Genomic DNA, 17,707 nt, shown 5'->3' with positions numbered 1-17,707 from the left:
AAAATATTTTCACCATAATGCTCTATCAAACGCTTCTGTTTCTAATTCTTTAATATATACAGAAATCCATTTTACCGTTTCCGTTTCAGGCTCCGTTTCAATAAAAACACCTTTATCACTTACATATACTTCCTCAAATTCATCATATTCAAAACTAGTATCTACATTTAACATATCTTCTGTTTTTTGCCCTACATATATTTCATCAAATAATAATCCCCTATATTCTTTTAAAGTTGTTATCTTAAATAACTTTCCATTAATTAAATTAAAAAATAAGTATATCTTTCCTTTAATTTCATATCGAACAAGAAATTTATCATACAAAAAGTACTCAACTTTTTCACTTTCTAACAATGATTTCAATTCACTTATGTGACTATATAGTTTTATTCCACCCATTCCAATCCATGGTATAATAGGTGCATCCAAATTAATCATTTTTACTTACCTCCTAAATATAATTGTTGAAGTTTCCTTTCCATCAGTTTTATAAATATCTTCAATTCCATCAACTATCTTAATTATTCCTTGATCACTAGTGCTTATTTTTACATATGGATTTGCTCCATGTCTTCCACCGCCTGGTGAAACTTGAACTTGGGTAATATTTTTTCCTCCACCAGGATTATTGATCTTAATAATTTTAGCACCAGAACTTGACCGTCGTGAAGCTTGAACAGTTACATCATAACCTGCATCTTTAAGCATTTGAGCAATTTCATCAGCTGACTTTCCTGAAAAAGTAGCTGGATTAGCCTTTATGTCATCTATTGTTATCTTACCATTTTTAATAACAATATCACTGCCACCATTAATCACATCATCTGACCCTTTAATGGCCTTATCAATCTTATCTAAACCTTTCAAATACTGAGTATATTCCTCAGATGTCATACCGTAAGGTATATCATACTTCCCATTAGCAACATCATCCCAATACTTTTTGTATTTTACAGTATCATCAATCTCAATTCTGTTCTTAAGCGATGGTATATTTTTAAGCAATGCTTTATCCGCAATGACTCCTGTAGTAGATCCTAAAAAAATCGCCAAAGCGACCGTCACCGTAGAAGGTACTCCTGCCTTATCACAAACGATTACGGTTGACCCTGACACTGCCTCAGCCAGTATATCAGCAGCAAAAATCTTGCCGAATGCCGCTCCCCCGCCTTTCGTGACTAGCGCTCCATACGCTCCATATCCTAAGGTCGCCAGACTTACTACCCCTGATACTACTTTAAAAGCTTGTTCATCACCCGTTAGATAATCTCCCGTTATAAGGGTTTTACCTGTTACTGCCTCAATAATAGGAATTACGACAGTAATCTCGCTTAACGATTCTAACAATTCCTTCCAGAAAGGAGAGTCCTTTTTATGGGCAAATTCTTTTAATACCAGGCTGTCCAGATACTCCTGCAAAGTCTCCTCATTTGGGTCTATTTTATCATTATTTACCAATTTTTCATAGTCTTTTGCAAATAAATCCGCAAAATCATCTACTTTCTGATAATTGGTGAGACTTTTATTCTTATTACGGCTGCCTATAAAATCCTCCAGATTAAGAGAGAGCATCTCTCCCCCAACCTCATCATACATTCCAGCGCCCATATACATACTTGTATGTTCCTGTAACCCAATGGCATTATCTGTCTTTGCATCTCTCATATCAATGGCAGCCATCATATCCATGGCATTATTAAACCCTTTATAAAGTGGATTTTCCAGATATTCATCAATATCATATAAGACATCACTGGTATAGCTTAACAACGCACTTCTATGTTCCACGAATTCATCGATCCGCTGCCCTTGAGAAGAGAAGCCTGCTCCCAGGGCTTGGGCGTCCAGTTCGCCTTCGATATCCTTGCACAGATCATCCAGATCAACGAAATCAAAGAGGAGGTTCGTGGAATAACCCATGGTAATATTTGCTCTCTCCAGCCAGGTGTATTTGTCAATTATTTCTCTTCCCAGTTGTCTTACCATTTTGCCACCCCCCGCTGCAATATCAATAAATTTGTAGTATCCGGCTGGCAGATACTAAATTTATTATCATACATGTTAATGGACTTCCCAGCCAGGATTTCCTTCGTTTCGGTCCCTTTTATTATCTTAAACGCCATATCACAGACTGTTTTTAATTTGTGATAGAGTTCTTCCTCCTTGGGAATCTTCTTATTTCGATATTGGAGTAATTTACTGTATTCCTCTCTGTATTCCTCTTTGTATTCCTCTCTTTTTCGTTCATTGTCCGATATATGAAAAAAATCACCAACCAAATCCCAGTAATACATCCCATACCTCCTTCCTAGGTTATTATCCGCTCTATTGCATTTTGCTTTGTCCATGCATATACAGTCTTATTGTAAATTCTGAAAAAAGCTGCAGTAGGAAAGGATTTTTGTTGCCATCCCCTTCCTGCTACAGCCTCTTTACAACTATATTCTTATAATTTCAGCCTGTCAGCTATTGCCTTATCTGTCTCCTCTAACTTAGTTGCAGTTTCCGTTAACTGCGTTTGAATTCCAGTAAGAACTCTAAGTCACGATATTTTTTATCTGTGTTCTATATATCATAACTTTGTTTAAGCTTTTTATTTCATTTATGTTTTTTACTTACAGAAACAATATGACATTTATTTTTGTTTTTATTATCTTTTTTGAGGATTCTAAAAAATATATATACTTTATCCTAGAATACTTATCTGGATATTTTTAACAGTACTTGTACCGCATTGTTACTGGTTTTATTCTGATTTTATACTTTCACTTAAAAAGTGAAGCATAATTGCATAGAAAAAGAGCCTTATCTTTTGTATAATGATGTCACAACAACAAACAAAACACGAAAGAAAAAGCCCTTATATATAGTTTTTAGGTGAACGGTGCTTAGAAAGCAATCATCAGATTAAAATAAATTTCAGGACTTACAGATAAATCTAATTAATGGTTATTTATCTATACCTACTTTATTATAAGTTATAATAAAACCGACACCTGTAAGAACAATCCATACAAATATTGATACAAAAGGCAATATTTCCTGAGAGGAAAGAACTCCTCCGTCAAGTACCTTACTTAGAATAACATTCATATTATAATTGGGTGTAAATTTTGCAATTTTTTTGACATTCTCATTGAATTCCGCCATCATTGGTATAAGGAGAAATACCAGTAAAACCGGCATACCCACAACGCTGGTAGACATTTGATTCTTGGAAAACATACCAATTAGCGCTCCTATAATAATCATACTGATAATAACCAAAGTTGTGATTAACAGAAACCAGCCTAAGTACTTAACCTCTATACCGCAGATAAAATATATGAGGATGTTGGTAAGGGTTGATAGTATCAGAGTCAGGACCACTTTACCAAAGAGGAATTCTAGTGCGGATACACCTGATAATAACAGGGTTCTTAAGGTGTTTTTTTCTTTCTCCTCTGCAATCAGCATGGCAATTGTGAAACTGGAGCACATAATCAGATTCATATTCAGACAGAGAAGTAAAACCATAAGCTTTGGTATACCGTTCTCGCTACTACCATAGATATAAGTATAGAGAATACTGAATATAATTGGCAGCAAGCACATTAACAGGACATTTGAATTTTTGGTAAAACTCTTAAATTCCTTTTTGGTTAAAGCTTTTATTCTTCTTAAGGATATTGTCATTATAATTCCCTCCCTGTAAGCATAAGAAATATTTGTTCTAATGTAGGTTCTGTTGAATGGATGGAAAGAAGTTTGTTGTCGTTCATCCATTCCATAATTTTTCTGCCGGTGTCCGGAGTGTTCTTAAGAAGAAGTTTTTCAGGGCTTCCTTTTAAGATAATCTGGATTTCATCGGTTATATATTTAAGTTTTAACTGGGAAGGACTTCCAAGTTCAACGATTTCTCCGTTGTTTAAGAAGGCAACTCTGTCACATAACTTATCCGCTTCTTCCATGTTATGAGTGGTCAGGAAGATGGTGGTTCCTTCTTTGTTTAGCAGTCTTAACAGCTTATGGATTTCCAGTGCAGTTCCAGGATCCAAAGCCGAGGTGGGCTCATCCAGGAAAAGAAGCTTTGGCTTGTGAATTACCGAGCGAGCCAACATTAAACGCTGCTTCATACCTTTTGAGAGTTTTCTGGCTTCTAATTTCCTGCTCTCAGCCAGACCAACCTTATCAAGTATCTCATCGATGTTTTTCTCGGAAATTCCATAAATATCTGTATAGAGTGCCAGGTTATCCCATACGGATAGTCTATCATATATACCGCTGTTATCGCTTAAGATACCAGTTTGATCAAAGATATGCTGTTTATTTGTATAAACCTCTTTCCCAAATACTTTGACACTTCCTGCAGAAGGGAGGAGCTGAGAGGTAAGTAATTTAATAGTGGTAGTTTTCCCGGAACCACTTGGTCCTAAGAAGCCGAATATTTCTCCTTCTTTTACTTTAACATTAAGTCCTGCTAAAGCTGTTGTTTCTTTGAAATTTTTTTTGACATTATCCATGTCTATAATGTAGTTCATATGTTTGGTGCTCCTTTCGTCGATCATGGGTGTATTATGCCGCAGATTAATGTTCACTGCCACATATTTGAGCTGAAAGGAGCATAAAAATTCCTGATAGGAGCATTTTTCAGAGTGAAACCTGCTTATTGTCCTCCAAAAGGAGCAGGGTTAAAGCTTCAAAATAGTCTTTAATTCCTCCAGCCGTCCTTTGGAAAGGGGAATGGAACTCTTAAGTTTATCATCCAAATTCAGACTGAAGCTGTTCCTGGTCCAGGTAACCACTTCTCTGACTCTCTGGAGATTGACAAGATAGGAACGGTGACTTCGAAAGAATCCAAAATATTTGAGTCTCTCTTCCAGTTCGGTTAAGGAAAGACCACAGGGGAATTTTTCGCCCCGGATATATAAGTAGCAGGAACCCTCCCCACTCTCTACATAATCAATTTCCATTGGATCAAAGAGGAGAATCTTATCATCAATTTTGGCGGGGATTTTTTCAATGGAATAAGTATTCTTAACATCTTCTGGTATGATTTTACTTTGAACAGGGACTTCATTGTTATTGATTTCAGTACAACCTTCTTCTTCAAGACGGTAGGCTTTATCCCCCACAAGGATAGTATCTTTTAAATGTACGGAAGTCAGAAGAAGGGCAGTATTTCTATCACAAAGCTTTCGGATGTTTTCAATTATCAGACTGGCACCTTCGTTATCCAGATTTAATATTGGTTCCTGAATGAGGAGAAGAGTTGGGTTTTTCAGTATTTCTCTTGCAAGACTGACTCTTCTCTTTTGAGAATAGCTTAATTTACTGATAACTTCTTTTCCGATATCAAGAAGCGCCAGTTTTAACATAACAGCTTTATAATCACCATTGTTTCCATAAATCTCTGTGAAGAATTTCAGATAACTCTCGATGGTCATCCCCTCATATAAGGCATCTTCTTTTAAAATAACACCGACAGAATTGGGATTTTTACGTATATAGTCCTGAGAAGACATGTCACCCAGTAATATTTCACCTCTGGAGGGAAGTTCTTTGCCTAGAATCAACTGAAATAATAAATCACTTATCTCACTATTGCATTCCAGGCTTACGGAACTGCCAGGGTTTACTGTTATATTAAGTCCTTTGATGGATTGACTCTTATTATCCTTATATAAATCTCTGATTAGCAGCATCTTTAATTCCTTTCTGACTGACATCTGTACTTCCTTTATGTCTGGGATATTATAACATAAATCTATGGCATAAAAAAGTCGGTTCTTTTTCAATAGTATCAGCCTTGACAAGAGAAAATATTGTGCTAAAATGATATACATATGTAAAAGGCAATGAAGGTGACAGGAGGCTATCTCCTTACCGGATAATTGTTTTCTGTCAGAGAGAGGAAGTCACCGGCTGAAAGCTTCCTTCAGTTCAGATAATTATTTACTTTCACACCGGAGCTGTGTTCCTGAAGCTAAGTAGGGGATGACGTAGTAAGCACGTTACGCTTAAACTTGAGTGCCTGATGAAAGTATCGCGAAGTCTTGTAATACTTATCAGAAGGAATTAGGGTGGTACCGCGGAATGGTTCCAGTTTTAAGAAATGTCTTAGAATGTTGATACAGCTCCGTCCCTTTTGGGACGGAGCTTTTTTGTTGCGTAAGAGTGGTAATAAGTATACCAGCTCCCATTGCAGGTTGAATCTGTTGCAGATGTGGCACTGTCACAAATCAGAGTGTGAAAAATGCAGTACAATAATTCACATAAACACCATGCATACCGCAGCTTAATAAGCTTTATGGAAGGAAAGGAGAAAAATGATGCAGGAAAAATTAAAAGCAATTGTAAATGATGCCCTTGAGAAAATGAAAGCAGCAGACCAGCTTGATACTCTGAATGATATAAAAGTAGCATATCTGGGTAAAAAAGGCGAGCTGACAGAAATCTTAAAGTCTATGAAGGAGGTATCTCCCGAAGACAGACCTAAAGTAGGTCAGTTGGTAAATGAAGCCAGAACTGTACTGGAAGAGAAATTAGAGGAGGCTAAAAAGGGCTTTCTTAGTAAGATAAAAGAAGAACAGATCAAGAAGGAAACCATCGATGTTACTCTTCCTGCTAAAAGACCTCATATGGGACACCGCCATCCTAACAACATAGCTTTGGAAGAAGTGGAAAGAATCTTTGTTGGTATGGGGTATGAAGTGGTGGAAGGCCCGGAAGTAGAGTATGATTACTACAACTTTGAAGCGCTTAATATTCCTGCCAACCATCCAGCCAAGGATGAGCAGGATACCTTTTATGTTAACAGCAATATTCTGTTAAGAACCCAGACTTCACCGGTTCAGGTAAGGGTTATGGAAGAGGGAAAACTTCCTATTCGTATGATTGCACCGGGAAGAGTATTCCGTTCTGATGAAGTGGATGCCACTCATTCACCATGCTTTAATCAGATTGAAGGTCTTGTCATAGATAAGAATATCACTTTTGCAGATTTAAAGGGAACTCTTGCTGAATTTGCAAAACAGCTTTTTGGTGAAGGCACAAAAGTTAAGTTCAGACCCCATCATTTCCCCTTTACTGAGCCCAGTGCTGAGGTTGATGTAACCTGTTTTAAATGTGGCGGAGATGGCTGCCGTTTCTGTAAAGGTACAGGCTGGATTGAAATTCTAGGCTGTGGTATGGTTCATCCCAATGTACTTAAGATGAGCGGCATCGATCCGGAGGAATACACGGGTTTTGCTTTCGGTGTTGGCCTTGAGCGTATTACACTTCTAAAATATGAAATTGATGATATGAGACTCTTATACGAGAATGATATCCGATTCCTGAAACAATTCTAGAGTGACTTAAAAACTATTTTAGAGTGACTTATGAAACAATTCTAGAGTGACTTAAAAAACTATTTTAGAGTGACTTATGAAACAATTCTAGAGTGACTTACGAAACTATTTTAGAGTGACTTATGAAATAATTCTAGAGTGTCTTAATAGAAAGCCATGCCAGGAAGGCATTGTTTTATCAGGATAGAATCAATAGTGAGAGTATGCCATAGAGCAATTTTAACAGCATTAAGTTTCCAGAAGAGACTTAATACAATTAATAGAGAAAGAAACAGATAATAGGAGGAGACACATGAATACGCCATTGTCATGGATTAAAGCATATGTGCCGGGGCTTAACGTTACCCCTCAGGAATATACGGATAAAATGACCTTAAGCGGTAGTAAGGTTGAAGGTTTTGAAGCCCTTGACAGGGATCTTGAGAAAATAGTAGTAGGTAAGATATTAAAGATAGAAAGACATCCGGATGCAGATAAACTGATTATCTGTCAGGTACAAATTACAGAGGAAGGAGAGACGGTGCAGATCGTAACAGGTGCTCCCAATGTATCCGAAGGAGATGTTATACCTGTTGTATTAGAAGGCGGAAGAGTTGCCGGAGGACACGACGGAAATAAAACAGCTGGTGGTATCAAGATTAAGAAGGGTAAGCTTCGCGGAGTGGAATCCTTTGGCATGATGTGTTCTATTGAAGAACTGGGTTCCAGTAAAGAGATGTATCCCGATGCTCCAGATAATGGGATTTATATCTTCAGCCATAACGACGCCTACAAGGATTTAAAAATCGGCTCCAGTGCAGTAGAAGCTCTGGGACTTAACGATGTAGTGTTCGAATATGAGATAACCTCAAACCGCGTGGATTGTTTTGGTGTAATCGGTCTTGCCAGAGAAGCGGCAGCAACCTTTCAGCAGGAGTTTGTTCCTCCTGTTGTGAAGGAAACCGGCAACAGCGAAAAGGCTTCAGATTTTATCAAGGTTTCCATCGAAGACACTGATCTTTGCTCCAGATATGTAGCAAGAGTGGTTAAGAACATCAAGATAGCACCTTCACCTCAGTGGATGCAGAGAAGACTGGCAGCTTGTGGTATCAGGCCGATTAACAACATTGTTGATATCACAAATTACGTAATGGAAGAATATGCACAGCCTATGCATGCCTATGATCTTGATCTGATAGCAGGCAAAGAGATTATAGTACGCAGAGGAAAAGACGGAGAAGAGTTTACTACCCTTGATGGGCAGGTAAGAAAGATTGATTCCTCCATCCTTATGATCTGTGATGGTGAAAAGCCTGTTGGTATCGCCGGAATCATGGGCGGAGAGAACTCAAAGATTACAGAAGAAGCAACTACTCTGCTCTTTGAAGCTGCTTGCTTTGACGGTACAAATATTCGTCTTTCCGGTAAGAAACTTGGACTTAGAACCGATGCGGCAGCTAAGTTTGAGAAGGGCTTGGATCCCAATACGGCACTGGAAGCAATTAATAGGGCCTGCCAGTTGATTGAAGAACTGGGAGCCGGTGAAGTTGTGGGCGGTGCAGCAGATGTATACCCCATAATCCGTACAGAAAAGAGAGTTCCTTTTGATTATAAAAGAACCAATAAAGTACTTGGTACAGACCTTTCCAAAGAGACCATGCTTTCTTACTTTATGAAAATTGGTTTAAGCTATGATGAAGCCACCAGTGAAGTAATCGTACCAAGCTGGAGACAGGATGTTAATCTTCAGGCTGATTTAGACGAAGAAGTAGCACGTTTCTTTGGGTATGACAACATACCCACAACCCTTCCTACAGGAGAAGCTACAACAGGAAGCCTTCCTTTTAAGCTTCGTATTGAGAATGTAGCAAGAAATGTTGCAGAGCAATGCGGTTTCTCAGAGGCTATGAGCTACTCCTTTGAAAGCCCCAAGGTGTTTGACAAACTACTTCTGACACAAGAGGATAAGAAACGACAGGCAGTTGTTATATCAAACCCTCTTGGTGAAGACTATAGTATTATGAGAACGCTTCCTCTTAATGGAATGTTTCTGTCATTGTCCACGAATTATAACCGCAGAAACAAGAATGTTCGCCTTTATGAATTATGTAATACCTATCTGCCGAAAGCACTTCCTCTGACAGAACTTCCAGAGGAAAGAGTACAGTTAGTGCTCGCTTTCTATGGTGAGGGAGATTTCTTTGAATTAAAGGGTGTGCTGGAAGAAATCCTTATGAAAGTGGGATTAAAGGACAGAGTAAGCTATGAACCCGGAGACTTAAAGCCTTATCTTCATCCGGGAAGACAGGCTGAAATGACATATGACGGCACGATTATCGGTTACCTGGGTGAAATTCATCCGGATGTACTGGAGGGTTATGATATCGGGGATAAGGCTTATGTCGGAGTATTGGATATGCCTGAAATCGTAGCAAGAGCTTCCTTTGATATCAAATATCAGGGAATAGCAAAATATCCTGCAGTTACCAGAGATTTAAGCATGCTGGTTCAGAAAGAGATAACAGCCGGTCAGGTTGAGGAAGTTATCCGCAAGAGCTCCGGCAGCATACTTGAGAACTGTGAACTCTTTGATATCTATGAAGGATCACAGATCAAGACAGGATTTAAATCCATGGCATATTCCCTCTCTTTCCGTGCAAAGGACAGAACGTTGGAGGAGAAGGATATTTCAGAGGTTATGAACAAAATCCTCAAGAATCTCAGTAATATGGGAATTGAATTAAGACAATAGCAACAAACCAGGGAGACCCTGTATTAATAAGCATACAAAAGATTTGCATTAACAGAAAATGAATGTGCACTATGGAAATGTATCGAAGTCCTTTTCTCTTTCAATTTGTGCTATATCCTCAAAGGATTGTACGAGCGATGTTAGATTTCTCTTTAGAGGATATATATCCTCTAAAGGATTGTACGAGCGATGTTAGGTTTCTCTTTGAGGATATGCCAAGCACAAAAGCCACAGAGAATCTGGGCTTCTTATACATTGTTATGGAAGCGTGAGCCCTTCAGTTTTGTGCAAACAACCATTCCAAGGATAAAAACGACGTTTGACGCCCGTGACACTTTTCTGACAAGGTTTTGACAAATTAAGCCATTATGATGTACAATAACATTAGTCAGACAAATAAACAACAGAGGAGGTTCAATATGAAAAAAGGAATGAGAAAAGCACTGGCAGTTCTTATGATTACTGCGATGATATTGCCGCTGCTTACCTCTATAGGTTCCATTACTGCCAAAGCGGCAGCAGCACCGGCTCTTTCCACGAAAGCTAGAACTCTGGTAGGGGTTGGCTCAACTTTTACCTTAAGTGTAAAGAATCTGGATAAATCAAAAGTAAAATCCACCAAATGGACATCATCCAATAAGAAGATTGCAACAGTGGGCGCTACTACCGGTTATGTTACGGCAAAGGGAAAAGGCAGCGCAACCATTAAATTAACGATTACATATACGAATAAGAAGACAACTACTTTAAGCTGTAAGGTAACTGTTAAGATACCTGCAACGAAAATTGCAATTAATAACGCAACTGATACTGCAGATAACAATGGCAGACATTTGCTTGAGGTTGGTGAAAAGTATGATTTCAATGTAACTTTAACACCCTCCAATGCCAATGATGTAGTAACCTACAGCATTAACAAGCCAGAGTTTGCAACCGTTGATAAAGATGGTGTTGTTACCGGAATCAAACCTGGATTTGTAATTCTTACGGCAACTGCTTCCATGACAGCAGCCGGAGCCTCTAAGAGCAGTGTTTTCAGTAGCATAAATATTGAAGTGGCAGGCAAGACAGCAAGAGTTAAGTCAGCAGTCATTACGGATAATTCCACGCTGACAGTTACGTTTGATCGTGCAGTGGATGCAGCTACGATTTTTGATAAGAATAAGAAGCTTTTAAATGTTGTGGAGATTACTCCAAAAGCAGACGATAAAGGAAATCTGGCAGCTGGGGTAGGTACCTTATCCGGAACTTTATCCTCTGATGCGAAAGTATTAACCATTAATACAACAAAAATTTTCAGTGGTAAATATAATATACATGTATCATCTGCTATTCTTTCAACAGAAGGCATAGCAATGCAGAACTATTATACTGATTTGACCTATGTTGATACTACACCGCCGTATTATACGGGCTTTACAGTAGATGATTCCGGTTATAAGGCATCCATTAACTTCTCGGAAAGTATGGATTTCTCAGGCTTGACTATCCTGGATGCCAGATTGAATACGACTTCAACAGCAACACAGGCTTTACCTGCAACTCTGGCTCTGCTTAAGAGCAAGACCAATTACAAGCCCAGTACTGATGGTAAGTCCTTGATCATAGATATGTCAAGCATTTCCAGCTATGATAAAGACAAACAGTTCACAGTGGTTTTATCCGGTGTGAAAGATCTTGCAGGAAACTATCCTACAACATACAATATTTCTGTTATCGTTGGTACAGATACATCCTATAAACCTCAGGCGAATATTGTTAAGATCGAGAGAACCGGCTACAATACCATATCAGCTACCTTTAGCAGAAATATCCGTGTTCCCGGTGTCCTTCAGCTAAGTAACGGTGAATATATTACCAATGGTACAGTAGACGCCACAGATGCTAAGAAGGTTAATTACACTATTTCTTCCACAGGAGCTCTGCTAACCGGTGTTCAGAAGGTATTTATCGGTATGTGGGACAGCTACAATGTTAATCCTTCCGATACTACCGGCAGGACCTTCCTGACCTATACCGTTGACTTTACGATTACTACGAACATACCTAGTATTAGTAAGTTTGAACTGAGGACAGAAAGTGTAAACGGAGTAGATACTTATCTGTTAACATTGACTTATAATAAAGATGTTACGCTTATGTCACAGACCGGTAACCTTACAGCTACCAGAGTTGTTACCTCAAATAATGACATCTATAGCAACAGAACCATATCCTATATGGCTTCTGTCAGCGGAAATATAGTTACCTTAATCTTGAATGCTTCACAATTCAGTGATGCAGGTCAATACACCATAGTAGTACCTTCTGGATTAGTGAAGGATCAGTATTATAATACAAATGCGGCAGAAACGATACAGCTTGCAAAGACAGCCACTGCATCATCTATCTTACCAGGTCCGAGGTCAGTAACCCAGTCACCGGTTACGCCCAGCCAGATATTTGTAACCTTTGCAGATAAAGTTGATGAAGTAACCGCGCAGACGATTTCTAACTACTATATACCAGGCGTAAGCATTATTAAGGCTGAGCTTACCTCTAATACAACTACAGGAGCAACCATAACCCTGACTGTAGCAGCAGGTTCCATATCCTATACAACCTTGTATCCGATTACCATAACGAATATCAAGGGTTACAACAATACGTATACAGCTATGAATCCTTTTAGCAGCACCATTGCATTAACTGAAAATTCAGGACCTTATTTGACGGGAGCAACTTACTCCTATCCTAATATCGTCACTCTGACTTTCAGCGAGAATGTAAAAGGAAACCCCAGCTTTGAGGCTTTACAGAATAATATCAATATGGCTTACAGCTGCTCCTTTGCAGACAACAAAGTTATGATTCTGTTAAATAATACACCTGTTAAGGGTGTACCGATTACAATTAAGGCTACAATAAGCAACTCTGTAACAGATACCAGCGGTAATGCAGCAACCTTTACAGAAGTAACAGTAGTCCCTAATTATTAATTTGTATATTTTATGAAAGACATACTTAGGTTATAAGCTATAGAATTAAGCTGGAAGAGCTTCCGCAGGATAGATTTGCGGAGGCTCTTTCTTATTGCTTTTTTGTTTTCAAATTTGAACATATACTGCGCTTTATGACGTGCTTTAGCACACACATATAATGAGAAAGCTGAAAACATCTTTTAGTTTATAACTTAAACTCCCTGTGCTTTAGCACACATTTAATAAGAAAGTTGAAAACATCTTTTAGTTTTCAACTTATGCCCTCTGTGCTTTAGTACACATTTAATAAGAAAGTTGAAAACATCTCTTAGTTTTCAACTTATGCTCTCTGTGCTTTAGCACACATTTAATAAGAAAGTTGAAAACATCTTTTAGTTTTCAACTTATGCCCTCTGTGCTTTAGCACACATTTAATAAGAAAGTTGAAAACATCTTTTAGTTTTCAACTTATGCCCTCTGTGCTTTAGCACACATTTAATAAGAAAGTTGAAAACATCTTTTAGTTTTCAACTTATGCCCTCTGTGCTTTGGCACACATTTAATAAGAAAGTTGAAAACATCTTTTAGTTTTCAACTTATGCCCCCTTTACGTACCTATGGTTTTGATTTATAATAGTTGAGATATAAAAACCTGCAGTGGAGGACTTTGTCAGTGAAAAACCTCAGTAACAAACTAATAATGTCTGTCAGCCGCTTACTGTTTGTGTTATATCTTATTTTATTGGCATATTTTTTGTTTTTTAGTGAACATTACGGAAGAACAATTAGTTCTGGTGAATATAGATATAATTTAACATTATTTAAAGAAGTAAAGCGATTTATAGAATACAGGGATGTCATCGGACCGGAGGCTTTTATCGTTAATATATTCGGGAACGTTCTGGCATTTGCACCTTTTGGATTTGTATTACCCATCATTAGCCCGGACAACAGAAAATTGTTGAATATTACTCTTTTGAGCCTGGAGTTCAGTCTTACAATTGAACTGCTGCAATTGATTTTTAAAGTTGGGATTTTTGATGTTGATGATCTTCTGATGAATACCATAGGAGGCTTTATAGGAGGTCTGTGCTTTTTTCTGGCAAGGAAGCTGCTAAGATCATTTCGTCGAAAATATAAATAATCAAATACGAAACAAAAGGATAGAAAGAACTACAAAACAGATGATTATGAGATAAACGAAAACAATATAACTGATATCAAATAAACGAATCAAATCAGACAAGTAATAGAAGGATTATACAATAGAAGGATTATATAATAGATGGATAAAAAAAGACAGATGTAATAAAGACGGATATAAAATACAAGTTCAACCTATAGATATAGCTTTAAGGGGTGGTATATGTTTAAAACAAGAAAAGACAGCTACAAGTTTACAGGGAAAAGTCATTCTGTAAAAGGGATGGTATCAACAGTCATAGGTGGTGTCAGTATAGCCGGGCTTTTGACACTGTTTATAGTGTCCGGAATATACAAAGGGAACGGCTCCATTATTTTTGGAATCGCAGGTATGATATTGTTTATTTTATGTTTTGTAGGTTTTGTTGTAGGGGTGAGAGCCTGCATGGAAAAAGAAATCTATTATACTGCACCGATTACTGGGATGTCGATAAACGGTATTCTTACGATTTCTTTATTTATACTCTATGTAATGGGAATCTTCATGTAACAGGTGTTTAAAAGATAATAGGGCTAAAGTTGCCTATATTGTAACTGAAAAACTTAATTGAAGTATAGAGGAGGTTTCTTATTTGAATTACCAGGAACTTATGAAAGAACAGAATGATAGCATTCGTGAAAGATACGAGCTTGCTGTTTGGCGTGTAAAAGAGATAAAAAAAGAAGAAAGTGTGAAAGAGCCCTACAGAGATTATTTTATGAAAGCAGCTGCATTTATTGAAAAGGCGGTTGATTTTTCTGCACTGACGGAGCAAAATAAACTGAAGGATCTGTCACTGGAAGAGTTACAAGCGCTTAATAAAAGCCTATATGAAGATATACTGCCTGAGAATTATGAAAGCTCTTATGCTAATCCTGCTTATGCAGCTGAAAGGCTGGGGAAGAAATATGGAAAAATCCTAAGCTATCTTTATGCTGAAGTCAGAGGAATGATTGTATACGCGGCGGAATCCAGACTTTATTTTATGACCATTTTTATGGAATTACTGATTGAGATATACAATTATTTTGAAGAAGAAGATGAATTCACCTATAAGGATATCAAGCGGGCAGTTTGTGATTTCAATATGGATAATTGCAATGATATAATGGAGTACCGTACCAGAGAGCTGTTGGACGAGGAGCTCTCTTTTGCTGCGGATATCATTGAGAGCTGGGATCTGTCGGATTTAAGATATCTGTATCAGTTCGGTGAATATATCGGAGAGAATGAGATAAAAACAGCTGCGTTTCTTAATAAACTGCCGGAGGATGAAGTAAAAGCAATGGCTTTTACTTATACAGACGGATATAGAAGAGGTTTCCTGGCAGGCGGAATAGATTTGAGCAAAAAGAAAACAGTATGCATCCGCTATAACATTGGTTTTGAGAGAATGGTGAAGTATGCGATTGAATATTTTGCAGAAATGGGCTTAAAACCTATAATGTATCGTACTGCTACTGCCAGTATGGACAAGAAGCAGCAGTTAAGAATCGGCTATCATTCAACAGGCCCGAACTATCAATATGACTATGATCACCGTTTTGATATTGGATTATATATGGACAAAGCTTTTCATGAACGAAGACTGCAGGCTTATAAGGCATCTTTTGAGAAGTATAAGGAAAAGGCAGCAGATTTTGCAGGACCGGCTCTTATTCAGGTCTTCGGTGAGAAGAATTTTGCGCCAAAAGCAAAAGAGGAAGTTATTAAGCTGGATAAAAGGCAGCAGAAGTTATCGGTGGCTTATCAGCGTGATTCCAATATGGTATTTTATCAATATATCAAAGGGGATGAAACCAGCTTTACAATAATTGCATATCCGATTACTGAAATAGGAGATAAATTTGAGGAAATCTTCCGTGAGACGGTAAAGGTAAACAACCTGGATAATGATATTTACAAAGGTATTCAGCAGAAAATCATTGATTGTCTGGATACCGGTGAATATGTCAGAATAAAAGGTACCGGAAATAATCGTACGGATTTAAAGGTCATGCTTTATGAGATAAAAGATTCTGCTACCGAAACTATTTTTGAGAACTGTACCGCTGATGTAAATATTCCTGTGGGAGAAGTGTTTACTTCGCCAAAACTCACAGGTACAGAGGGAGTCTTAAATGTATCCAGAATATTCTTAAATGGACTGGAATACACGGACCTTTCCATAACCTTTAAGGATGGTATGATAACAGAGTATAACTGCGGTAATTTCACCAATCCTGAAGAGAATAAACGATATATGAAAGAAAATATTCTTTATAATCAGGATACCCTTCCTATGGGCGAATTTGCCATAGGTACCAATACTACCGCTTATGTAATGGCTGGTAAATATGGAATTTGGGATAAGCTCCCCATACTCATCGCTGAGAAGACAGGACCTCACTTTGCAGTTGGCGACACCTGCTATAAAATGAGTGAAGAACTTACGCTTCGCAATCCGGATGGTAAGAAGATTGTTGCCAAAGACAATGAAGTATCCATTCTGCGTTTAACGGAGATTGAAAAGGCTTATTTTAACTGTCATACGGATATTACCATTCCATATGATGAGCTGGAGGAAATTACGGTGGTTAATAAGAGCGGAAAAGAAACTGCCATTATCAAAGACGGAAGATTTGTACTGGCAGGTACGGAAAGCTTAAATGAGGCTTTTCAAATAAATTAATATATTGCAAAAAGAGAGGGCAATTATGTAACCTGATATAACAGAAAAAATTCTGGTATAGGAGGGAAATCATAATTGCTCTTTCTTTGTGTATTTATATGTATTTCTTCATAATAAAGCCTTTTTATTATTTGTGTTAATAAATACAATAAGAAATTAATAACAGGAAATCATAAGACAAAAGCAGGCAGCTATGATAAAATGGAAGCATCAAAAATAAATATTGCTTTTACACTGGTTTTATAGAATGAACAGATAAGAAAGAGAGGATTTTATATGGCAGCTAAAGTTGGAATAGTTATGGGAAGTGATTCAGATCTGGAGATCATGAGCAAAGCAGCTGAAGTACTCGAGGTACTAAAAGTAGAATATGACATTACTGTAATCTCTGCTCACAGAATGCCTGATGTATTTTATGATTACGCCAAATCAGCAGAAGAAAAAGGGTATAAGGTTATTATTGCAGGTGCTGGCGGTGCGGCTCATTTACCCGGTATGACAGCAGCAATATTCTCACTTCCGGTTATTGGTGTGCCTATTATGACAAAATCACTGGGGGGTGTGGATTCTCTCTATTCCATCGTTCAGATGCCCGCAGGTATCCCTGTTGCAACAGTAGCCATTAACGGTGCACAAAACGCTGGAATCCTTGCAGCTAAAATCCTTGCAGCTTCCGATGAGGAATTACTGGGACGTATCAAAGATTATGCGCAGAACTTAAAGGATACCGTAGCAGCAAAATCAGAAAAGCTGGAAAAAGTAGGTTATAAGGAATATCTGAAAGAGAAATAATTTACACAGAAAAGAATCAATACAGAGCAAAGGAAA

Annotated in this window: 13 protein-coding genes; 7 read left to right on the top strand and 6 right to left on the bottom strand. The window is 37.8% G+C overall.

The genetic code is table 11. The features are described from left to right. Positions 1-9: 9 nt before the first annotated feature. From R2R35_RS06865 to R2R35_RS06840, 6 genes are all read right to left on the bottom strand, one after another. Positions 10-441, bottom strand: a complete 432-nt coding sequence (locus R2R35_RS06865; RefSeq protein ID WP_317733762.1) for a hypothetical protein — start codon at positions 439-441, stop codon at positions 10-12. Positions 442-447: 6 nt separating this feature from the next. Continuing rightward, on the bottom strand, positions 448-1,989 hold the full coding sequence (locus tag R2R35_RS06860) for a pre-toxin TG domain-containing protein (RefSeq protein ID WP_317733761.1): 1,542 nt from the start codon (positions 1,987-1,989) through the stop codon (positions 448-450). Continuing rightward, a complete protein-coding gene (locus R2R35_RS06855; RefSeq protein ID WP_317733760.1) occupies positions 1,983-2,297 on the bottom strand; it encodes a hypothetical protein in 315 nt (104 codons plus the stop codon). The genes R2R35_RS06860 and R2R35_RS06855 overlap by 7 nt, the downstream gene beginning before the upstream one ends. A 655-nt stretch (positions 2,298-2,952) precedes the next feature. Then, complete coding sequence (locus R2R35_RS06850) at positions 2,953-3,678, bottom strand: ABC transporter permease (protein WP_317733759.1); 726 nt, start codon at positions 3,676-3,678, stop codon at positions 2,953-2,955. Then, on the bottom strand, positions 3,678-4,523 hold the full coding sequence (locus tag R2R35_RS06845; RefSeq protein WP_317733758.1) for an ABC transporter ATP-binding protein: 846 nt from the start codon (positions 4,521-4,523) through the stop codon (positions 3,678-3,680). Before R2R35_RS06845 ends, R2R35_RS06850 begins: the two co-directional genes overlap by 1 nt. Positions 4,524-4,673: 150 nt before the next feature. Then, entirely contained in the window at positions 4,674-5,711 is a 1,038-nt protein-coding gene (locus tag R2R35_RS06840) for a LytTR family transcriptional regulator DNA-binding domain-containing protein (protein WP_317733757.1), read from the bottom strand. A gap of 603 nt (positions 5,712-6,314) precedes the next feature. Between R2R35_RS06840 and pheS the strand changes: the two genes are divergently transcribed. The 7 genes from pheS to purE all read left to right on the top strand — a co-directional run bounded on the left by pheS (position 6,315) and on the right by purE (position 17,671). Beyond that, positions 6,315-7,334: a phenylalanine--tRNA ligase subunit alpha gene (gene pheS / locus R2R35_RS06835; protein WP_317733756.1), complete on the top strand. Its 1,020-nt coding sequence runs from the start codon at positions 6,315-6,317 to the stop codon at positions 7,332-7,334. A gap of 292 nt (positions 7,335-7,626) precedes the next feature. Next, the gene (gene pheT / locus R2R35_RS06830) at positions 7,627-10,065 is read left to right on the top strand and encodes a phenylalanine--tRNA ligase subunit beta (protein WP_317733755.1); all 2,439 of its coding nucleotides are present in this window, start codon (positions 7,627-7,629) and stop codon (positions 10,063-10,065) included. Between the two features lie 419 nt (positions 10,066-10,484). Then, a complete protein-coding gene (locus tag R2R35_RS06825) occupies positions 10,485-13,043 on the top strand; it encodes an Ig-like domain-containing protein (RefSeq protein ID WP_317733754.1) in 2,559 nt (852 codons plus the stop codon). A gap of 655 nt (positions 13,044-13,698) precedes the next feature. Next, positions 13,699-14,169: a VanZ family protein gene (locus tag R2R35_RS06820; protein ID WP_317733753.1), complete on the top strand. Its 471-nt coding sequence runs from the start codon at positions 13,699-13,701 to the stop codon at positions 14,167-14,169. A 222-nt stretch (positions 14,170-14,391) separates the two neighbouring features. Beyond that, entirely contained in the window at positions 14,392-14,718 is a 327-nt protein-coding gene (locus tag R2R35_RS06815; RefSeq protein ID WP_317733752.1) for a DUF6142 family protein, read from the top strand. A gap of 100 nt (positions 14,719-14,818) precedes the next feature. After that, positions 14,819-16,879 carry an aminopeptidase gene (locus R2R35_RS06810; protein WP_317734758.1) on the top strand — a complete coding sequence of 687 codons (2,061 nt, stop codon included), beginning with the start codon at positions 14,819-14,821 and terminating at the stop codon, positions 16,877-16,879. Positions 16,880-17,155: 276 nt separating this feature from the next. Beyond that, positions 17,156-17,671: a 5-(carboxyamino)imidazole ribonucleotide mutase gene (gene purE, locus R2R35_RS06805; protein WP_317733751.1), complete on the top strand. Its 516-nt coding sequence runs from the start codon at positions 17,156-17,158 to the stop codon at positions 17,669-17,671. Positions 17,672-17,707 lie beyond the last annotated feature (36 nt).

The organism is Anaerocolumna sp. AGMB13020 (assembly GCF_033100115.1).
Classification (GTDB): Bacteria; Bacillota; Clostridia; order Lachnospirales; family Lachnospiraceae; genus Anaerocolumna.
Note: the sequence above shows the minus strand (reverse complement) of the source record. Positions and strands in the feature narration are given on the sequence as shown.

Bases quoted from the DNA above. Each gene is read 5' to 3' on its own strand.
- R2R35_RS06865 (WP_317733762.1), bottom strand. From the start codon at position 441: ATGATTAATTTGGATGCACCTATTATACCATGGATTGGAATGGGTGGA.
- R2R35_RS06860 (WP_317733761.1), bottom strand. From the start codon at position 1,989: ATGGTAAGACAACTGGGAAGAGAAATAATTGACAAATACACCTGGCTG.
- R2R35_RS06855 (WP_317733760.1), bottom strand. From the start codon at position 2,297: ATGTATTACTGGGATTTGGTTGGTGATTTTTTTCATATATCGGACAAT.
- R2R35_RS06850 (WP_317733759.1), bottom strand. From the start codon at position 3,678: ATGACAATATCCTTAAGAAGAATAAAAGCTTTAACCAAAAAGGAATTT.
- R2R35_RS06845 (WP_317733758.1), bottom strand. From the start codon at position 4,523: ATGAACTACATTATAGACATGGATAATGTCAAAAAAAATTTCAAAGAA.
- R2R35_RS06840 (WP_317733757.1), bottom strand. From the start codon at position 5,711: ATGTCAGTCAGAAAGGAATTAAAGATGCTGCTAATCAGAGATTTATAT.
- pheS (WP_317733756.1), top strand. From the start codon at position 6,315: ATGCAGGAAAAATTAAAAGCAATTGTAAATGATGCCCTTGAGAAAATG.
- pheT (WP_317733755.1), top strand. From the start codon at position 7,627: ATGAATACGCCATTGTCATGGATTAAAGCATATGTGCCGGGGCTTAAC.
- R2R35_RS06825 (WP_317733754.1), top strand. From the start codon at position 10,485: ATGAAAAAAGGAATGAGAAAAGCACTGGCAGTTCTTATGATTACTGCG.
- R2R35_RS06815 (WP_317733752.1), top strand. From the start codon at position 14,392: ATGTTTAAAACAAGAAAAGACAGCTACAAGTTTACAGGGAAAAGTCAT.
- R2R35_RS06810 (WP_317734758.1), top strand. From the start codon at position 14,819: ATGAAAGAACAGAATGATAGCATTCGTGAAAGATACGAGCTTGCTGTT.
- purE (WP_317733751.1), top strand. From the start codon at position 17,156: ATGGCAGCTAAAGTTGGAATAGTTATGGGAAGTGATTCAGATCTGGAG.